Origin of the sequence: Hephaestia caeni (assembly GCF_003550065.1) — a bacterium.
Lineage (GTDB): Bacteria > Pseudomonadota > Alphaproteobacteria > Sphingomonadales > Sphingomonadaceae > Sphingomonas > Sphingomonas caeni_A.
On record NZ_QXDC01000002.1, the window covers coordinates 1310398 to 1328172 of the forward strand.

The 17775-nt window shown below is 65.1% G+C and carries 15 protein-coding genes and 2 riboswitches; of the genes, 3 read left to right on the plus strand and 12 right to left on the minus strand.

The features are described 5' to 3' along the window. Positions 1-39 precede the first annotated feature (39 nt). Positions 40-125: riboswitch (Fluoride riboswitch) on the plus strand. A gap of 185 nt (positions 126-310) precedes the next feature. Continuing rightward, positions 311-1723 (plus strand): type I glutamate--ammonia ligase, encoded by a 1413-nt coding sequence (gene glnA / locus DFR49_RS06120; RefSeq protein WP_119034770.1) that lies wholly within the window; start codon positions 311-313, stop codon positions 1721-1723. A 249-nt stretch (positions 1724-1972) separates the two neighbouring features. Further along, positions 1973-2563 (plus strand): hypothetical protein, encoded by a 591-nt coding sequence (locus DFR49_RS06125; RefSeq protein WP_119034771.1) that lies wholly within the window; start codon positions 1973-1975, stop codon positions 2561-2563. Positions 2564-2770: 207 nt separating this feature from the next. Here the strand turns inward: DFR49_RS06125 and DFR49_RS06130 are convergent, their stop codons facing one another. The 10 genes from DFR49_RS06130 to DFR49_RS06175 all read right to left on the minus strand — a co-directional run bounded on the left by DFR49_RS06130 (position 2771) and on the right by DFR49_RS06175 (position 13773). After that, on the minus strand, positions 2771-4027 hold the full coding sequence (locus DFR49_RS06130) for an Nramp family divalent metal transporter (RefSeq protein WP_119034772.1): 1257 nt from the start codon (positions 4025-4027) through the stop codon (positions 2771-2773). Positions 4028-4079: 52 nt separating this feature from the next. Further along, a complete protein-coding gene (locus tag DFR49_RS06135; protein ID WP_342768460.1) occupies positions 4080-4643 on the minus strand; it encodes an RNA pyrophosphohydrolase in 564 nt (187 codons plus the stop codon). 52 nt (positions 4644-4695) lie between these two features. Beyond that, a complete protein-coding gene (locus tag DFR49_RS06140) occupies positions 4696-5310 on the minus strand; it encodes a histidine phosphatase family protein (protein WP_119034773.1) in 615 nt (204 codons plus the stop codon). Between the two features lie 15 nt (positions 5311-5325). Next, positions 5326-7320, minus strand: a complete 1995-nt coding sequence (locus tag DFR49_RS06145; RefSeq protein ID WP_119034774.1) for a proton-conducting transporter transmembrane domain-containing protein — start codon at positions 7318-7320, stop codon at positions 5326-5328. Further along, the gene (nuoB, locus tag DFR49_RS06150) at positions 7310-8113 is read right to left on the minus strand and encodes an NADH-quinone oxidoreductase subunit NuoB (RefSeq protein WP_119034775.1); all 804 of its coding nucleotides are present in this window, start codon (positions 8111-8113) and stop codon (positions 7310-7312) included. Before nuoB ends, DFR49_RS06145 begins: the two co-directional genes overlap by 11 nt. Before the next feature lie 7 nt (positions 8114-8120). Then, the gene (locus DFR49_RS06155; RefSeq protein ID WP_211325807.1) at positions 8121-9578 is read right to left on the minus strand and encodes a hydrogenase large subunit; all 1458 of its coding nucleotides are present in this window, start codon (positions 9576-9578) and stop codon (positions 8121-8123) included. Next, positions 9575-11041, minus strand: coding sequence for a proton-conducting transporter transmembrane domain-containing protein (locus tag DFR49_RS06160; RefSeq protein ID WP_119034776.1), 1467 nt, complete (start codon positions 11039-11041; stop codon positions 9575-9577). The genes DFR49_RS06155 and DFR49_RS06160 overlap by 4 nt, the downstream gene beginning before the upstream one ends. Continuing rightward, positions 11038-11718, minus strand: a complete 681-nt coding sequence (locus tag DFR49_RS06165; RefSeq protein WP_119034777.1) for a hydrogenase — start codon at positions 11716-11718, stop codon at positions 11038-11040. The genes DFR49_RS06160 and DFR49_RS06165 overlap by 4 nt, the downstream gene beginning before the upstream one ends. A gap of 4 nt (positions 11719-11722) precedes the next feature. Beyond that, positions 11723-12670 (minus strand): respiratory chain complex I subunit 1 family protein, encoded by a 948-nt coding sequence (locus DFR49_RS06170; RefSeq protein WP_119034778.1) that lies wholly within the window; start codon positions 12668-12670, stop codon positions 11723-11725. Between the two features lie 80 nt (positions 12671-12750). Then, positions 12751-12813: riboswitch (Fluoride riboswitch) on the minus strand. Positions 12814-12846: 33 nt separating this feature from the next. Next, a complete protein-coding gene (locus DFR49_RS06175; RefSeq protein WP_119034779.1) occupies positions 12847-13773 on the minus strand; it encodes a LysR family transcriptional regulator in 927 nt (308 codons plus the stop codon). Positions 13774-13871: 98 nt separating this feature from the next. On the opposite strand from DFR49_RS06175, the gene ilvD reads away from it, so the two are divergent. Then, positions 13872-15722, plus strand: a complete 1851-nt coding sequence (gene ilvD / locus DFR49_RS06180) for a dihydroxy-acid dehydratase (protein ID WP_119034780.1) — start codon at positions 13872-13874, stop codon at positions 15720-15722. Positions 15723-15749: 27 nt separating this feature from the next. Here ilvD and DFR49_RS06185 read toward each other — a convergent pair whose 3' ends face one another. Continuing rightward, positions 15750-17405, minus strand: coding sequence for a dynamin family protein (locus DFR49_RS06185; RefSeq protein ID WP_170150938.1), 1656 nt, complete (start codon positions 17403-17405; stop codon positions 15750-15752). 64 nt (positions 17406-17469) lie between these two features. Beyond that, positions 17470-17775: a DUF190 domain-containing protein gene (locus tag DFR49_RS06190; protein WP_211325808.1), complete on the minus strand. Its 306-nt coding sequence runs from the start codon at positions 17773-17775 to the stop codon at positions 17470-17472.

The following is a 17775-nucleotide window of genomic DNA, read 5'->3' on the forward strand; positions in this document are numbered from 1 at the left end:
AAAACTACCATGTTGACGTAATACTATTGTTGCGACTATCTCCCCCGCGGCAATGGAATCTGCCGGGCCTTCAGGCCGAACCGCCCAGGGTTGTGCTGCCGGGGGCTGATGACTCCTACCGATGTCGCATGACCGGTTGGAGGAGCCACTGACTTCGTGAATCGTGTGAAATCGTCCGAGCGGCCGCTCCGCCGTCCGGAAGAGGCACAGGCAACACGCCAGCGTTCTCCAATCAATAGCCCTTTTGAAGCGTGATGAATGGCTTGCGCCGTTCCCTGCGCTCACCAGCCCAAAGAAAGAGACAGTTCCAATGGCCAAGCAGGCACCAACGATCCTGGAGAAGATCAAGGATGAGCAGATAGAATGGGTCGACCTCCGCTTCACTGACCCGAGGGGCAAGTGGCAGCACCTCACCATGGTCTCGAGTGTCATCGACGAGGATGCGCTAACCGATGGAATCATGTTCGATGGCTCCTCGATCGAGGGCTGGAAAGCGATCAATGATTCGGACATGATCCTGATGCCGGACCTCGACGCGGTTTACACCGATCCATTTTCGGCAACGCCAATGTTGATCGTGTTCTGCGACGTGGTCGAGCCGGCCACCGGCGAGGGCTATTCCCGCGACCCGCGCACCACCGCAAAGCGTGCCGAAGCGTATCTGCGCACCACGGGAATCGGCGACACCGCCTATGTCGGCCCCGAGGCCGAGTTCTTCATGTTCGACGACGTCAAGTTCGAGAACAGCTATTCGACCAGCTATTACGCGATCGACGATATCGAACTCCCCGGCAATTCGGGCCGCGACTATGAAGGCGGCAACATGGGCCACCGCCCGCGCGCCAAGGGCGGCTATTTCCCCGTCGCGCCGGTCGATTCGGCGGTCGACATCCGGGGCGAGATGGTTTCGACGATGATGGAAATGGGCCTGCCCTGCGACAAGCACCACCATGAGGTCGCCGCCGCGCAGCACGAGCTTGGCCTGACCTTCGGCACGCTGACGCAAACCGCCGACCGGATGCAGATCCACAAATATGTCGTCCACCAGGTCGCACACGCCTACGGCAAGACCGCGACCTTCATGCCCAAGCCGATCAAGGACGACAACGGATCGGGCATGCACACCCACTTCTCGATCTGGGAAAAGGGCAAGCCGCTGTTCGCCGGCAACGGCTATGCTGGGCTTTCGGACACCTGCCTCTACTTCATCGGCGGCGTCATCAAGCACGCCCGCGCGCTCAACGCCTTCACCAACCCGGCGACCAACAGCTACAAGCGCCTGGTGCCGGGCTTCGAGGCACCGGTGCTGCTGGCCTATTCGAGCCGCAACCGCTCGGCGTCGTGCCGCATCCCCTATGGCACCGGCGCCAAGTCGAGGCGCGTCGAGTTCCGCTTCCCCGACGCGATGGCCAATCCCTACCTCTGCTACGCCGCGATCCTGATGGCCGGGCTCGACGGCATCCAGAACAAGATCCACCCCGGCGACGCGATGGACAAGAACCTCTACGACCTGCCGCCCGCCGAACTGGTCAACGTGCCGACCGTCTGCGGCTCGCTCCGCGAGGCGCTCGTCGCGCTGCAGGAGGACCATGACTTCCTGCTGAAGGGCGACGTCTTCACCAAGGATCAGATCGACGCTTATGCCGAGCTCAAGTGGCCCGAGGTGATCCGCTTCGAAACCGCCCCGAGCCCGGTCGAATACGATATGTACTACAGCGCCTAAATGACGATGCGAAGCAGCGGCGCTTCAGACCCGGAGCGCCGCTGCCACGGCCTGCTTGCCGTGAACCGTGCGATGTTTCGAACCACGGCAATTGACGATTGACGGGGAGCTTCAGCGCCCGTTATCACCGCGGCGGCAATGGATTCTGCCGGGCCTTGAGGCCGAACCGCTCGGGGCGAAAGTGCCGCGCTGATGACTCCTTTCCGTTGAACCGCGGATAGGAGCACGTCCATCGCTTCCCATCAGGCTGTGAACGCCTTCTCGGCGCTCTCGTTGGCAGCGTCGAGCGTCGCATTCCTCGTGGCTGTTACCGAATTGCACGTCACCGACCAGGCGGCGCGGCATTTCGGGTGGCACGCGCGCGGCAACTATCTCCGCGGCGCACTGGTCGGCGGGATGCTCCTCGCGGCCTTGGCGGCGATCGCGTACCTCATCGTCAGCCAGGATCCGTCACCGGCTACACGCGAAGCCGGCGGGTTGATCGTCCTGCTCGTTGGATTTCGCTTCTTCTTTCTGCTCGCCGCTGGACGTCGCATTGCCCACGGGGCGGACATTTGCCGAGTGCTGATCAGCCTGGACGATCCCAACGAACCCGTGGCCGCAGAAAAGCGGGGTGCCCAAGTCACCTTGATCCAAGGCTACAAGGTCGCAGCCACCTGGCTCGGCGCATCCCTGTTCGCAAACCCGGCCGTGGCGGCACTGGCTATCGCGCTCGGGATCGTGGTCGCGATCGCGCTTCACGCCCGCCTTCTTCATCCCTTGTCGCCGTCAATTCTGTTCGCCGGATGTGCGGTATCAGCGACGTCATTGGGACTGCACGTGATCTCGAATAACATATGAGCAGCCAACCAGGCGATGCTGCACCTCAAGTCTCAATCGCCCGAATGCGGTCTGAGCGGTCGATCAAAACCGCAGCGCTGATCGCCAGTGTCGACGGCGCGCGATCACCCTATGAGCCTCGAAGACCTATCAGGCCGGGTACGCTACCGACTTGCCGCGATGCTCTAGTGTGGCAAGCAGGCAGGCTGCGGCTAAAACGCAGACCAGCTATAGCGTCACGCCGAAGGTACTCGACAGCACGATGATGTTGAGCGCGACGATCAGTATGACGCAGCCCCACCCAACAATCGACGTCCAGCCATGGTTGACCAAATCGCCCATCAAGGGGCGATTGCTCGTGAGGAGCAACAACGGGACGATGGCCAGCGCAATGCCGAAGCTCAGGACGACCTGACTTACAACCAGGACGGTGGTAACGTCGGCATGAGCCGCGATCACCGCGAAGGATGGCAGCATTGTAATTGCGCGCCGCACCCATATCGGGATCTTCAGATGCGTGAAATCCTGCATCACTTCCTGCCCGGCAAGCGTTCCGACGACCGTTGAAGAGATGCCGGCGATGATTAGAGAGAGGCCGAACACCGCGACAGCGCGGTGGCCCAGGACGGGAGCGAGTGTGCGATAGGCTTGCTCAATTGATCCTATATCGTGATCGCTGCCGCCGAGCGTCGCCGCGGCCATCGCCAGCATTGCGAGGTTGACGAAGGTCGCCAACGTCATCGCTAGCCCTACGTCCCACATTGTCGCCCGGTACAGCGTGCGTGCCGAAGAGGCTCGGCGGGCCTCGGGCGACATTAGCGCGGAGTGTAGATAGATGACGTGCGGCATAACCGTTGCGCCGAGGATTCCGGCAGCGAGAAGAATGCTTCCTTGGCCGGCGAACCCGGGCATCACTGTGCCGCCGACCAGCCTGCCAAGGTCGGGATGGCTGAGATAGAGTTCCGCGAGGTAGATCAGCGCCACCGCACCGAGCATTGCGGCAATCACCAGTTCCAACGGCTTTAGTCCTCGGCGCTCGATTGCCAGGATCATGCTGCTGACGATACCGGTGATGACCGCACCTTCCAGGAGGCTGATTCCGAAGAGCAGATGGAACCCGAGCGCCGCGCCGACGAATTCGGCAAGATCGGTGGCGATCGCCAGTATTTCAGCCTGGAGCCAATAGCCAATGCTCGCCCAACGCGGCAGGCGGTCCCGGATCAGCGTGGCCAGGCTCGCTTGCGTCGCAATACCGAGCTTGGCCGAGAGCAACTGGATCAGGACACCGATCAGGCTCGACCACAGAACCACCCACAGCAGTAGATATCCGTAACGCGCGCCGGCTTGAATGTTGGTCGCGTAATTGCCCGGATCGATATAGGCGACGGCCGCGACGAATGCCGGACCGAGGAGGCGAAAGGTCGACAGGCGCGTCGGAGCGGCCGCCTTTGTGTCTGCCTTATCGGCTTGCGGCGTCAGCAGCATCGGAGATTTTACACTGAGCCTACGGGGAAAGCCGGGCGGCGGGAGACGATCGTCACTGTGAGCGATGCTCCGCGAATTGTTCCGCTATCCGCTGATAGACATCCCGCTTGAACGCCACCACCAAAGCCGGAAAATCTTCGAGTTCAACCCAGCGCCAATCGGAAAATTCGGGATTATCGGTAGCGACGTTGATATCGTCGTCCTCGCCCAGGAACCGCATCGCAAACCAGCGCTGGCGCTGTCCCCGCCAGCCGCCACTCCACGTCACGCCGACGAGATGAGCAGGAAGATCGTAGGTGAGAAGATCGGGCGCTTCTGCGATGATCTCGACCTTATCGGTGCCAAGTTCCTCGCGAATCTCGCGCAATGCGGCGTCCCGGGGACTTTCGTCGGTGTCGATGCCACCTTGCGGCATCTGCCATGCTTCATGATCGACATCGACTCTGCGGCCAGCAAAGACATGACCGTCGCGATTGAAGAGAACGATGCCGACCCCGGGACGATAGCCGTGAGGCGCAAGCTGCCTTTGCGCCGGTGCGGCAAGCGACGCCTTTACCAGCATCTTGCGCATCGTTTCGCGATCGACGCCGTCGGCCTGCATGGCCAGTTGCGTCAACGGGTCGTCGAGCAGGCGGTCAACAAGCGCCCGCGTGCGATCGTGCGATCGGTCAACCATGATCGTGCCTTTCCGATGGTGCGGGATCGACCTGGTTCCAGCGAAGGATGACCGGCTCATTCTGGTCGTGCGCGTAGCCGAGCACGCTGATGCTCGCTGTGTCGAGCGCGAACAGTGAACCTTGTTGGGGCTCGAGGCCGAGCCACCGTGCGGCGAGCACGTCCATCACATGCGCGCTGGAGAAGATCAGTGCGTTGCAATCGGCATCACGCAGCGCGGCAATAATCCGATCGACACGCATGCCGACATCGGCCGCTGTCTCGCCCCCGGGGCAGCCATCGCGAAACAGGTTCCAGCCGGGCCGCTCGGCCTGGATGTCGGCGGTGGTGCGGCCTTCGTAATCGCCATAGTCCCATTCGGCGAGATCAGGCTTCTTGGCCGACCAGGCAGCAAAACCTGCCAACCGGCACGTATCGAAAGCGCGCTGCGACGGGCTCGACCAGACAATCGGCAATGGCGGCGAAGGAAGTCGGGCGGTCAAGCCAACCGCAGCTTCCTCGCCCGCGGGAGTGAGGGGGATATCGGTGCGGCCAGTATGACGGCGTGTCCGGCTCCACAGGGTCTCACCGTGACGGACAAGAGTGATCTCGGGCAGGCTATCGGTCATCAGGTCTCCGGCAAGTCAGCGCAGCAGCAAGGGGACGATCAGGATCAGCACGAGCAACACGGCAATGAACGCCAGATAGGCGTTGAGATGCCCCGATTGCAGCCGGCGCAGCCGCTGCGCGATCGCGATCGCCAGGCGTTTGGCTGGCAGGAACAGCAGCGGCCCGAATACCGGTGCGACATCGTGGGTGAACACCAGCCGGTGGATGAAATAGCGCTGGCCGTAACTGCCCTCGGCCAGCTCGCGCTGCGTGCGGCGCTGCGGACGATAGACGAAGCTGTAGAATTCGCGCAGCGCCTGCGAGAAGGACAATGCGGTGGTGGCGCTCTCCACCGGATCCTGCCGCTTGCCGCCGTACCAGACCGGTGCGCGCCGCACCCGCGTCGTGTGAGATAAGAGCAGGAACAGGATCGGCAGCAACGCGAGCAGCGGCATCGCGATGACTAGCTTGGACGGCGAGATGAAGGCGAATTTCGAGGTCAGCGGCACCAGCAGCCAGCCTTCGCGCATCCGCCCGGCGACCTGATCGGCATAGGGCGGCGCGGCCTCGGCCAGAGCGGCGAGCCAGCCCGGCATACCCACCGCCAGCGCCGTCACCGCCAAACCAAGCGCACCGACCGCCAACGCGTATGGCAGACCGATTCGCTGCCGCTCGGGCGCAATACCGAGCAGACCGATGCCGAGCAATTTGACGAAGGTGGCGAGCGCGATCGCCGCAATGAGCGCAAGGCCAGCGCCAGCGGCGGCGAGCAGCAGCCGGTCGCCGAGGCCGGTAAGATGGAAGCCCTGGAACACTGTCTGGAACAGATACCATTCGCTGACGAACCCGACCTGCGGCGGCATCGCCGCGAGGCTGCCCGCGGCGAGCAGCGCGCCCAGCCCGAGCGGCCAGGCGGCGCGGCGCAGCAGGCCTTGCTGGCGCAGCTCGTAGCTGCCGGTCGCGTCGAACACGCCGTCGGCGGCGAGGAACAACGCGCCCTTGGCCAGCGCGTGTCCGCCGAGATGGAGCAGCGCGGCGATCCAGGCGAGCCCCGCGAGATCACGCAGACCGTCACGCCCGAACATCAGCGAGGCGCCGAGCAGCACGACGGCGAGCGAAGCGTTCTCCGCCGAAGAGAAGGAAAGCAGGCGGCGCCAGTCGTCCTGCTGGAAGGCGTAGAGCACAGTCAGGATCGCGCTCACCACGCCTACCGCCACGACAATGCCGTGGAACAAGGTCAGCGCCGTGCCGTCGGTCGGCGCAAGCCAGTCGGCGAGGCCACGCGCCAGCCCGAAAAAGGCGGCGTTCAGGACCACGCCGGACATCAGCGCGCCGGTCGCCCCGCTGGCGCTGCCATAAGCATTGGGGAACCATTCGTAGAACGGCAGCAGGCCGAGCTTGGCGCCGAACCCGATCAGCAGCAGCAATCCGATCCAAACCTGCATTCCCGGCGACATCAGTGGCGCGCGGGCGGCGAATCCGGCGAACGACAGGCCGTGCGTGCCCGTCGCCAGCAGCAGCATCGCCACCATCAGCGCAACCGAGCCGACCTCGAGCAGTGCCAGCATGAACAACGACGGCCGGCCGGCGTCGCCAACCAGTCGTTCGCCGAGGATCATCACAGCGCCGCCGAGGCTCATCAGTTCCCAGGCGACGAGGAAGCCGACCGCATCCTGCAAGCCGAACACCCCCAGCGCACCTATCAACGAGGCAGCGGCGCCGAAGCACCAGCCGGCTTTGCCGGCGCGCGTCGGGCTCGCCAGCCAACCGGCCAGCGCGGCGGGAATCAGCCCGAGGAGCATCAGCCACGCAGCAGTGGGAGTGATCGCGAAACCCCAATGCGACGCGGCGATGCCGAGCGGCAAGATGACGACGGGCGAGCCGTTGGGCAGCGCCATCACCGCACCAACGAGCCCGGCGACCGCGCCGAAACCGAGCGTCGCCCGTGCGAGCGGCGTGATCCTGAGCAGCGCCGCCACCGCCGCGGCCAGCCACAGGATCAGCGCGATGCCGAAGGCGTCATTCGCCATAGCGACCTCCATGAACCTGCTGCGGCATCCGCCCCTGCAACAGCAGCAGCGCCTGGATGATCGCCGCCGGGTTGGGCGGGCAGCCGGGCACATGGACGTCGACCGGCAGCCACTCGTCGACGCCGTGCCCGCTGGCATAGGCGCCCGCCATGATCCCGCCGGAGATCGCGCAGGCGCCGGTGGCGATCACCCATTTCGGGCCGGGCATCGCCTCATAGGTCTCGATCAGCGGCGCCTTCATCGCCTGCGTCACCGGCCCCGTCACCAGCAGCACGTCGGCGAAGCGCGGCGAAGGCGTGAAGAAGATGCCGAGCCGGTGGAGGTTGTAGAACGGGTTGCCGAGCGCCTGAAGCTCGGATTCGCAGCCGTTGCACGATCCGGCATCGACATGGCGGACGTGCAGGCTGCGGTGATAGCGGCGGCCAGGCCTGCCATTCATCGCCGGCGGTTGAACCGCTTCGGCGTCAGTAGCGAGATTGTCGCGATAGCGTACCGCGAAGGCCCAGTCGTTGGTTTCCTCCATCGGACCATCCGGGGCGGCTTCGACGCAAAGCTGACAGGCGATGCAACGTCCGTAATCGATGGCGAGGCGTGGGCCTTCGCCGTCTTCGACGTAGCGGATCGCCTGGGTCGGACACGCCTCGGCGCAGGCCCGCGCGCTTTCGGCGGTGACGCGGTCGGGGCGATAGCGCGGCATCCCGAGCACGCCTTCCTGGCCGGAATCGCCATCGCGCAGCGGCCAGCGGGTGCTCGCCTTGCCCCACAGCAGCGAATGGAAGGTCCATAGCGCCATCGCCGGCCTACCTGTCGCATCCGGCGATGGTCAGGCCGAAACTGGCCTCGTTGATCGCATAGTCCATCATGTTGCTCTCGTGGACGGTGAACGGGAAGGCGCGCCAGTTGGAGAAGCTCGGCGACTTGATCTTGACCCGCGCCAGCCGCCCGTCCCCGCCGATATGCACCGCGTAGAACAGCGAGCCACGCGGGCTTTCCGCCCAGCCGAGCCCCTCCGATCCCGGCGGGGCGAGGCATTCCACGCGGATCGGCCCCGGCTCCAGACGATCGAGCACGTGGCGGATCGCGGTGATGCTCTCCCTGATCTCGCGGGTGCGGACCAGCGAGCGGGCGTGGGCGTCGCCTGCTTGTTCGGTGACGACGCCGATCGCGATGCGGTCATAGCCGGCATAAGGGTGATCGCGCCTCAGATCCCGATCGAGACCTGAGGCGCGCTCGACCGGCCCGGTCGCGCCCTGATCGAATGCAGTCCGTCGATCGAGCACACCCGTCGTCATTAGCCGGTCGAGATAGGAATTGCTGCGGGCGAGCAAGGCGACGTAGCGGCGCACCTGCTTGGAGAGCCGCGCCAGCTCGGCGCCGAACCATTGACCGGTGGTCACGTCGCGGCGCAGACCGCCAGGTGTCGCAAGCCCGCGCAGGAAGCGGCTGCCGGTCAGCCGTGCATTCAATTGCTTGGCGAACTCCGCGAGTAGTACGCCCTCGGCATGGCCTACTTTCAGCGTCGTCGTGTCGGCGAGATGGCCGAGATAATAGAGGTGATTGTAGAGTCTCTCCAGCTCGGCGAACAACACGCGCAGCAGCCGGGCGCGCTCGGGCACGATGCAGCCTGCCGCCGCCTCGATCGCCTGCGCATAGGCCAGCGTATGAGTGAAACTGCCGACCCCTGAGACGCGCTCGGCGAGCACCACGCCGGTGTCGGTCGTCAGGCCAGCGAAGCGCTGTTCGACGCCGCGATGCTTGAAGAACAATTGCGGGTAATAATGAACGATGTGCTCGCCGGTGTAATAGAAGACGAACTCGCCCGATTCCACCACGCCCGCGCGCACGGGCCCCCAGGGCAGGCGCTGCACGTCAGGCTCGTCGAGCAGCGGCATGGGATCGCTAGAACCGGTGTTGAGTGGCGGGCGATCTGGCGCAAAGGGTGGCGGCGTGCCTTCGGGAAGGACCAGCGGAACCGGTTCGGGATGGCCGTCGAAGGCGATGCCGAACAGATCGGCGACCTCGCGCTCGTACCAGCCGAGCAGCGGGCTCGACGGCGCGAGGCTGATCGCGCGGCCGTTCTCGGGCACCACGCGCCACTGCGCGAACGCCGCCTCACCGGGCATGGCAACTACGTAGCGCAGCTCAGGCGCACTCTCGGGTTGCCAGGCGTAGAGCATCTGGAAGCGTCCGCCCGCCTTGAGCATCGCCCGCGCGCGTGCGATCAGGTCGGCGAGCGCGATCGTCTCGACCGCGCTCACGACGCCACCATGCCGAGCGCGTGCGCCGCGGCCTCGAAATAGTTCCAGAAGGCGCTCGGCCACCAGAAGCCGAACACCAGCAGCGGGACGAGCGCGATCGCCATCGGCGTGACGCACCATGCGCTGATCCGCGCCGGGGCGTCGGTCTCGGCCTCACCCGGCTCGTGAAACATGATGCGGAAGTGGTTGAGGAAGGCGATGAACACCAGGATCAGCAGCGCCGCCATGAGGTACGCCGCCCAGGCGAATCGCTGGTCGAAGCCGCCCAGGAGAATAACGAATTCGCTGAAGAACAGCGCGAACACCGGCGCCCCCGTGATCGCCACTGCGCCAGCCAGCCACAAGGCACCGATCCGCGGGAAATGCCGTCCGAAATCGCGGATGCGCGCGATCTCGGTGGTGCCGTAGCTGCGCATCGCCGCGCCCGCGCCGAAGAACATCAGCCCCTTGTTGAGCGAGTGGCCGAGCATGTGGAACAGCGCGCCCGCCGTCCCGAACGCGCCGCCGAAGCCGAAGCCGAGCGCGATCACCCCCATGTGCTCGACGCTCGAATAGGCCATCAGCCGCTTCACGCGCTCCTGCCGAACGATGAAGAAGGCGGCGACGGCGAGGCTGACCAGCCCGAACAGCACCATCGCGACATGCGCCTCGCGCGCCACTGGCGACGCGTTGGCGATGGCGAGGAAGCGAACGACCCCGACCATCGCGGCGTTGAGCAGCGCGCCAGACAGCATCGCCGAGACTGGCGCCGGCGCCTCGGCATGGGCGTCGGGCAGCCAGGTGTGCATCGGCACCAGCCCGACCTTGGTGCCGTAGCCGACCAGCGCGAGCAGGAAGGCGAGCATCACCAGCGCCGGGCTCATCCGCGGCGCGGCCGCCGTCAGCGTCGCCCAGTCGAGCGCGTAGCTCGGCCCCAGCGAGAAGGTGCCGGCCCAATAGATCAGCACTGTGCCGAGCAGCGCGAGGCTGATCCCGGCCGAGACGATCATGATGTATTTCCACGCCGCCTCCATCGATTCAGGGGTGCGCTCGAAGGCGACGAGGAAGGTGCTGACCAAGGTCGTCAGCTCGATCGCGATCCAATAGACGCCGACATTGTTGACCAGCGGCGCGAGCAGGGTCGTCCAGCCGAACAGCGCGAACAGGCCGTAGAAGGTCGGCAGCTTCGCGTCCTCGCCCAATGTGCGCATGTAGCCGATCGCGAACAGCGACGAGAGGCAATAAACCAGGGCGGTGCAGACGCTCACCCACGCCGAGAGGCGGTCGACGATCAGGTAATCGCCGAGCAGCACGGTGTCGCCATAAGCGGCGAAGAACGGCAGCGGCAGCGCGGCGGCGAGCGCGATCAGGCTGCCGATCAGATTGGCGGCCTCGGCGACGCGGGGATGGCGGCTGCCGGCGGCGATCGCGGCGCCGAGCGCGGGGGCGGCGAACAGCGCGACGAGGCAATCGCTCGCGGTCATCCGCGCAGCTTCCTCAAGCCGAGGCTGCTGGTCGAGCCGATCGCGCTCCGCAGATAACGCACCAGGATGCCGAAGCAGGCGACCGCGACCAGCAGATCGAACAGGATGACGATCTCGAACAGCATCGGCATCCCCGGCACCAGGATCTGCGCGCCGAGGAAGATGCCGTTCTCCAGCACCAGCAGGCCGAGCACCTGGCTGATCGCTTCGTGACGGAAGACCAGCATCAGGAAGCCGATCAGCTTCATTGCCAGCATGACGGTCAGCGCCAACACCGCGACGGTGCCGACCAACCCGAGATCGTCGCCGATATGATAGGCGACGACCAATGCGAAGATCACCGCCGCCGCGCCGACCAGCAGGCTGGACGATGGCCGCAGGATCGCCTCGACCTCGTGGTCCGCCGCCTGCCGCTGGATGATCCGCCAGATGAGATAGGGCAGCAGCACCCCGCGGAACACGATCGTCAGCAGTGCGATCAGGATCAGCTCGGGATAGCCGGCGTAGATGCCGACCGTCGCCGACAGCCCGGCGATCATCCATGATTCCGCGGCAAAGGCGTAGAGATAATGATCGAGCCAGCGCGAGCCGAGCATGACGAAGGTGAGCAGCAAGGCGGCGATCGCCAGCAGGCCGAAGATCGAGGTGGCGATCGGAGGAAGGGCGGTCAGCGTCATGGCGTCATCCCATCTGCGTGCTGACGATGGCGAGGATGGCGAGCAGGAACGACGCGGCGAGCGGCTCCTGATAGCGGTAGAAGCGCAGCCGCGCCTGCGTCGTCTCGACCAGCACCACCGCGCAGGCGACGATGGTGAACTTGACGATCAGGCCGGCGGCCGCGCCCAGCGTGCCCAACGCGGTGCCTTCGATCGACAGCCCCCAGGGCAGCACCAGCACGTGACAGAAGATCGTGTAGAGGATGAACTGCTTCATCGCCGACGCCCATTTGAGCAGCGCCAAGAGCGGCCCAGAATATTCGAGGATACGCGCCTCCTCGATCATATAGACCTCGATATGGGTCGAGGAATGGATCGGCAGCCGGTCGGTCTCGGTCAGGATCAGCACGAAGAAGGCGGCGACGAGGAACAGGTGCGCCGGGCTGAAATAGACCGCGAGGTCGCCGACCAGCAGGTGATTGGAGACGAACGGCAGCATCGACCGTGCGACCAAAGTAATGCCGATGAACACCAGGATCAGGGTCGGCTCGGCGAGGATGGTGATCATCGCGGTGCGGCTCGACCCGACGCCGCCATAAGCGCTGCCCGAATCGAGCCCCGCGAGCAGGATCATGAACGAACCGAGGGTCAGAATCAGCCCGCCGCCGAGGATGTCGCCCATGTCGGACAGCGGCAGCGGGAAGTTGGTCAGCACCGGGATCAGCAGCGGCACCGTCATCATGCAGGTGAAGGCAACGATCGGCGCCGCCACGGTAAGCCACGACGCCGTCTCCGGCAGCACTGTCTCCTTGCCGAACAGCTTCCACAGGTCGCGATAGGGCTGGAAGATGCCCGGCCCCTGCCCGCGCTGCACGCGCTCCTCGAACTGGTGGATGATCCCCTGGATCAGTGGCGACAGCACGAGCACCGCGACGACCTGCGCGATTTGCAGCAGGACGTCGCGCGCGCTCACCGAGTGCGCTCCGCCTGGCTCGCCTTGGTTCGAAAATTCGGTCTTTTAGCCCGCACGCCCCTTCCTTCCTCACTTGCGAGGTTGTGGAAGGAGTCATCGGCCCAAAGGGCGGTTACAAGGCGGACTCCACCGCCTGCCAGCACGGCTCGTAGATTGCTGCGATGCCGGCGAACTTGTCAACTACCGAAGGATCGTTCCGGATCCATAGCGATTTTCGACGCGGTCGCGACCAGCGACCGCAAGGCAGCGGTTTCGGTCCCCGCGCGCCACGCCAGCCCGGTCTCCAGCGAGGGCGCGTCGTTGGCGATCGTCAGGTAACGCACGCCGGTTCGGGCAAGGTGGCGCATTGAGGCGGGCACTAGCGCCATGCCGATCCCGGCCGAAACGAGGCTAATGATCGTCTGCATCTGGATCGCCTCCTGCCGCACGATCGGCTCGCGGTCCCGAGAGCGATAGAAACCTATCACCAGCTCATGGAAATCCGGTGAAACGCGCGCTGGAAAGATGATCAGCGGCAATGCCATCCAATCGCTACCGTCAATCACGCCGCCTTGCGCTACAATCCGACCATTGTGGATCCACGTTTCGGGCACCGCAGCAATCAACGGCTCCTTCGATAAAGGCAGGTAATCGAGCATGGCCGGAAGCGCCGGGCGCGTCGGGATGAGGATGCCGGCGTCGATACTTCCGTCAAGCAGGCCGGCGGTCTGCACATCGCTAGTCGCCTCGATCAGACCGAGCTCGACATCGGGAGAAGCCGCTGCGTAATCGCGAACTAGCCGCGGCAGCACGCTGTAGTCAGCCGTGCTGACGAAGGAGAGCGTGATCGATCCAATCGTGCCGGCCCGCAGCCGGCGTGCGATGTCGGGCAGCGCCGCGATGCCATCCGCCGCTGGCCGGACGTGATCGAGCCACTGCCGCCCGAACGGCGTGAGCGCGACGCTGCGCTTCGAACGGGTGAACAGCGCCACGCCCAGCTCGCGTTCCAGTGCCATGATGGACTGACTGAGCGGCGGCTGCGTCATGCCCAGCCGCTCCGCCGCGCGCCCGAAGTGCAGCGTGTCCGCGACCGCGATGAAATGACGGAGCTGGCGTAAGTCCATAATAATTCGTTTCGTGACTTTGTGAGGCGATAATAATATATTTTGCAACCTGATCAACGATCGATAGCGAGGTCAGGACAAACGAGAGGACGTTTCCGATGCCGCAATATCGCTCCCGCACCAGCACCCACGGCCGCAACATGGCGGGCGCGCGCGGCCTGTGGCGCGCCACCGGCATGACCGACGCGGATTTCGGCAAGCCGATCATCGCCATCGCCAACAGCTTCACCCAGTTCGTGCCGGGGCACGTCCATCTGAAGGATCTGGGCCAACTCGTCGCGCGTGAGATCGAGGCGGCAGGCGGCGTCGCCAAGGAATTCGATACGATCGCGATCGACGACGGCATCGCCATGGGCCATGCCGGGATGCTCTATTCGCTGCCGAGCCGCGACCTGATCGCCGACAGCGTCGAATATATGGTCAACGCGCATTGCGCCGACGCGCTGCTGTGCATCTCCAATTGCGACAAGATCACGCCGGGGATGCTGATGGCGGCGATGCGCCTCAACATCCCGGCGATCTTCGTGTCGGGCGGGCCGATGGAGGCGGGCAAGGTCGACCTCAGGGGCGAGACGCTGGCGGTCGACCTGATCGACGCGATGATCGCCGCCGGCGACGACAGCTATGCCGACGAGGAAGTCGCGACGATCGAGCGCTCGGCCTGCCCGACCTGCGGGTCGTGCTCGGGTATGTTCACCGCCAACAGCATGAACTGCCTGACCGAGGCGCTGGGGCTGTCGCTGCCCGGCAACGGTTCGATGCTCGCTACCCATGCCGACCGCGAGACGCTGTTCCGCGAGGCGGGGCGCACGATCGTCGATCTTACCAAGCGCTGGTACGAGCAGGACGACGCGAGCGCCCTGCCCCGCAGCATCGCGAGCTTCGCCGCGTTCGAGAATGCGATGAGCCTCGACATCGCGATGGGCGGATCGACCAACACCGTGCTCCACCTGCTCGCCGCCGCGCACGAGGGCGAGGTGAACTTCACCATGGCCGACATCGACCGGCTGTCGCGCCGGGTGCCGTGCCTGTGCAAGGTGGCGCCCTCAAAGAGCGACGTCCACATGGAGGACGTTCATCGCGCCGGCGGCATCATGGCGATCCTCGGCGAATTGGAACGCGCCGGGCTGGTCGATGCCTCCCTGCCCACCGTTCACAGCCCGACGATGAGTGACGCGCTCGGCCGCTGGGACATCGGGCGCACCAACAGCGACGGCGTGCGCGATTTCTACAAGGCGGCGCCGGGCGGGGTGCGGACTACGCAGGCGTTCAGCCAGAGCAATCGCTGGAAGGAACTCGATACCGACCGCGCGACCGGCGTGATCCGCGATGCCGAACATCCCTTTTCGAAGGACGGCGGGTTGGCTGTGCTCTACGGCAATCTCGCGCCCGAAGGCTGCATCGTGAAGACGGCTGGGGTCGATGAGAGCATCCTGACCTTCACCGGCACGGCGCGCGTCTACGAAAGCCAGGACGCGGCGGTTGCCGGCATCCTCGGCAACGAGGTGGTGGCCGGCGATGTCGTGGTGATCCGCTACGAAGGGCCGAAGGGCGGGCCGGGCATGCAGGAGATGCTGTATCCGACCAGCTATCTGAAATCGAAAGGATTGGGCAAAGCCTGCGCGCTGATCACCGACGGGCGCTTCTCCGGCGGCACCGCCGGGCTGTCGATCTGCCATGTCTCGCCCGAGGCGGCAGAAGGCGGCTTGCTCGCGTTGGTCGAAACCGGCGACGCCATCGTGATCGATATCCCCAACCGCTCGATCCAGCTTGACCTCGACGACGCCGAAATCGCGTCACGTCGCGAAGCGATGGTCGCACGCGGGGCCAAAGCGTGGAAGCCGTTCGGGCGCAAGCGCGACGTCTCGCCGGCGTTGCGTGCCTATGCGGCGATGACGACCAACGCCGCGCGGGGCGCAGTGCGCGATGTGACGCAGGTCGAAGGCTGAGGCTCCGATCAGAGGCGGCATCGCTGGTCAGCCGCAGCCCCGCTCGGGCGACTGAATGCCGATGATGGCATTGCGGGCATCGGCGAGCGTCGTTGCCCAGTCACGCCGGCTCTCGACTTCCGCCGAAACTTCCTGGGCTGCGGCATCATGGCGCTTCCTCACCCGCTGCACGGTTTCGGTCGTCGCTGCGATCGCGCTGTCGATCGTTTCGCCGACGCCGACAGCCAGGCGCCGCAGCATGTCTTCGCCGTCCTGCCGCAGCGTCCAGCGCAGACGCTCGACATTGTATTTGACGAGACGGTCGATTTCATCGGTCTGACGTCGGCGGATGCGGCGCGCGCGGATCGCACGGGGCAGCAGGGACTCGCCGAAGCCGGGTGGCAGCGGATTGGCACGTTCGGCGGCCCGATCGTTCCACGCCGGAGTCGGCGGCGGACCCAGGTCGAGTTCTGGCGGGGCCACCCGCGCCTCGATGCCAAGCGCTTCGGCTGCACGACGCCGCAGTGTCTCGATCGCCGGCGCGAGGCGGTCGCCGACCGCCTGCATTATGGCTGCAAGCCGCTCGCCTTGCTGTCGTGAAGCGTGCGAAAACGCATCGGCAAACAGCACGCGCAGATGGGTTGTGACAGTAGCGAAGGCCGAATGTTCGTCAGCCCCGTCGGCGAGCCCGGCATCGAGGATTTCGGTAAGCATATGCCGCGCCCGTTCGGCCAGAACCTGCGCTTCGTCGTCCTGAAGCCGGCCAAGCCGCGCACGCTCGCCAGCAATCAGATCGGCCTCTGTATCGCGATGACGAGCGAGTTGATTGGCGGCGGTGGCGATTTCGTCAGCGGCGGCGGCGAGCCGCTCGACCGGCATTGCCAACGCCGCAAGGGCGGCATCGTTCTGAAAGATCAGCTCGTCGATCTGCGGTCCAGCCTTTCCGGTTATCGCTGTGTCGAGCAAGCGATGCCGCTCGTTGCCGCTCAGCGCCCTGAGCCGGGCGACGAGCTCGGCGATGCCTTCACCGGTGGCCGAAGATACGAGCGATGGTTCGGTGGTGATCCCGGCATCGGCCAGGACGCGGCTGCAATAGCTCATGACGGTCTCGCGATCCGGCGCAGCAAGCGTGTCGGCCTTGGTCAGTACCGGCAGGATCAGTGCGGCATTGGCCACGACTGCACGTAGATACTCCAGTTCGGCCTCACTGAGCGGGGGATCGGGTGAGAACACAAACAGGGCCGCGTCGCACTCGGGCAAGGCGGCAAGTGCCGCCGTGCTGTTGTGCCGCTCGGCCGAGCCGACGCCTGGCGTGTCGATGACCGTCATTCCGTCCGCGAGAAACGATGCTGGCAACCCGATCTCGACCCGCATGACGTGCTTCTCGTTGTGCGGATTACCTGTTTCGGTGACGTAGGCCGACAGCGCGCCGCAGAGCGCTGCTGCGTCATCGAACGTCTGTTGCACGACTTCTTGATCAGTGAGACCAACCGCCATCGTTAGCTGGCTGTCATGTGCGATGAAGCAAGGAACGGCGGTGAGCGGTATAACGCCAACCGGCAATACGGGTTGTTCGAGCAGTGCGTTGAGGAGCGAGCTCTTGCCGCGCTTGAACTGACCGACCGCGGCAAGCTGGAACCGGTCGCTCTCGAGCCGCGCAGCAAAAATGGCAAGGGTGTCGAGCCCTCTACGCTCGGCTCCCACCGGGTCGGGCGCCTGCGAGACCAGTTTCTCGATCAGAGCGGCAAGACCCGGCGCAGCTGGACGGTCAGCCGTAATGCAGCACCTCCACCTTCTCCATCGTCACCAGGCCGATGTCGTTGAAGTCTTCAATCGAATGGAAGAACGCACGGAGCTTCTCCTCGGTATCGACGATCTCGATCACCAACGGCAGGTTCGACGAGAGGTCGAGAATGTTGGCATTGTGAATCGTCGAGGACGAGCCGAAGCCCATGACACCCCGCAGCACGCTGGCACCGGCGATACCGTCGTCCCGCGCCTTGCGGACGATGTCCTCGAACAATGCGCGATGATGGGGGCCGCGGGCGCGTTCTTCGGTGAAGATGCGCATCAT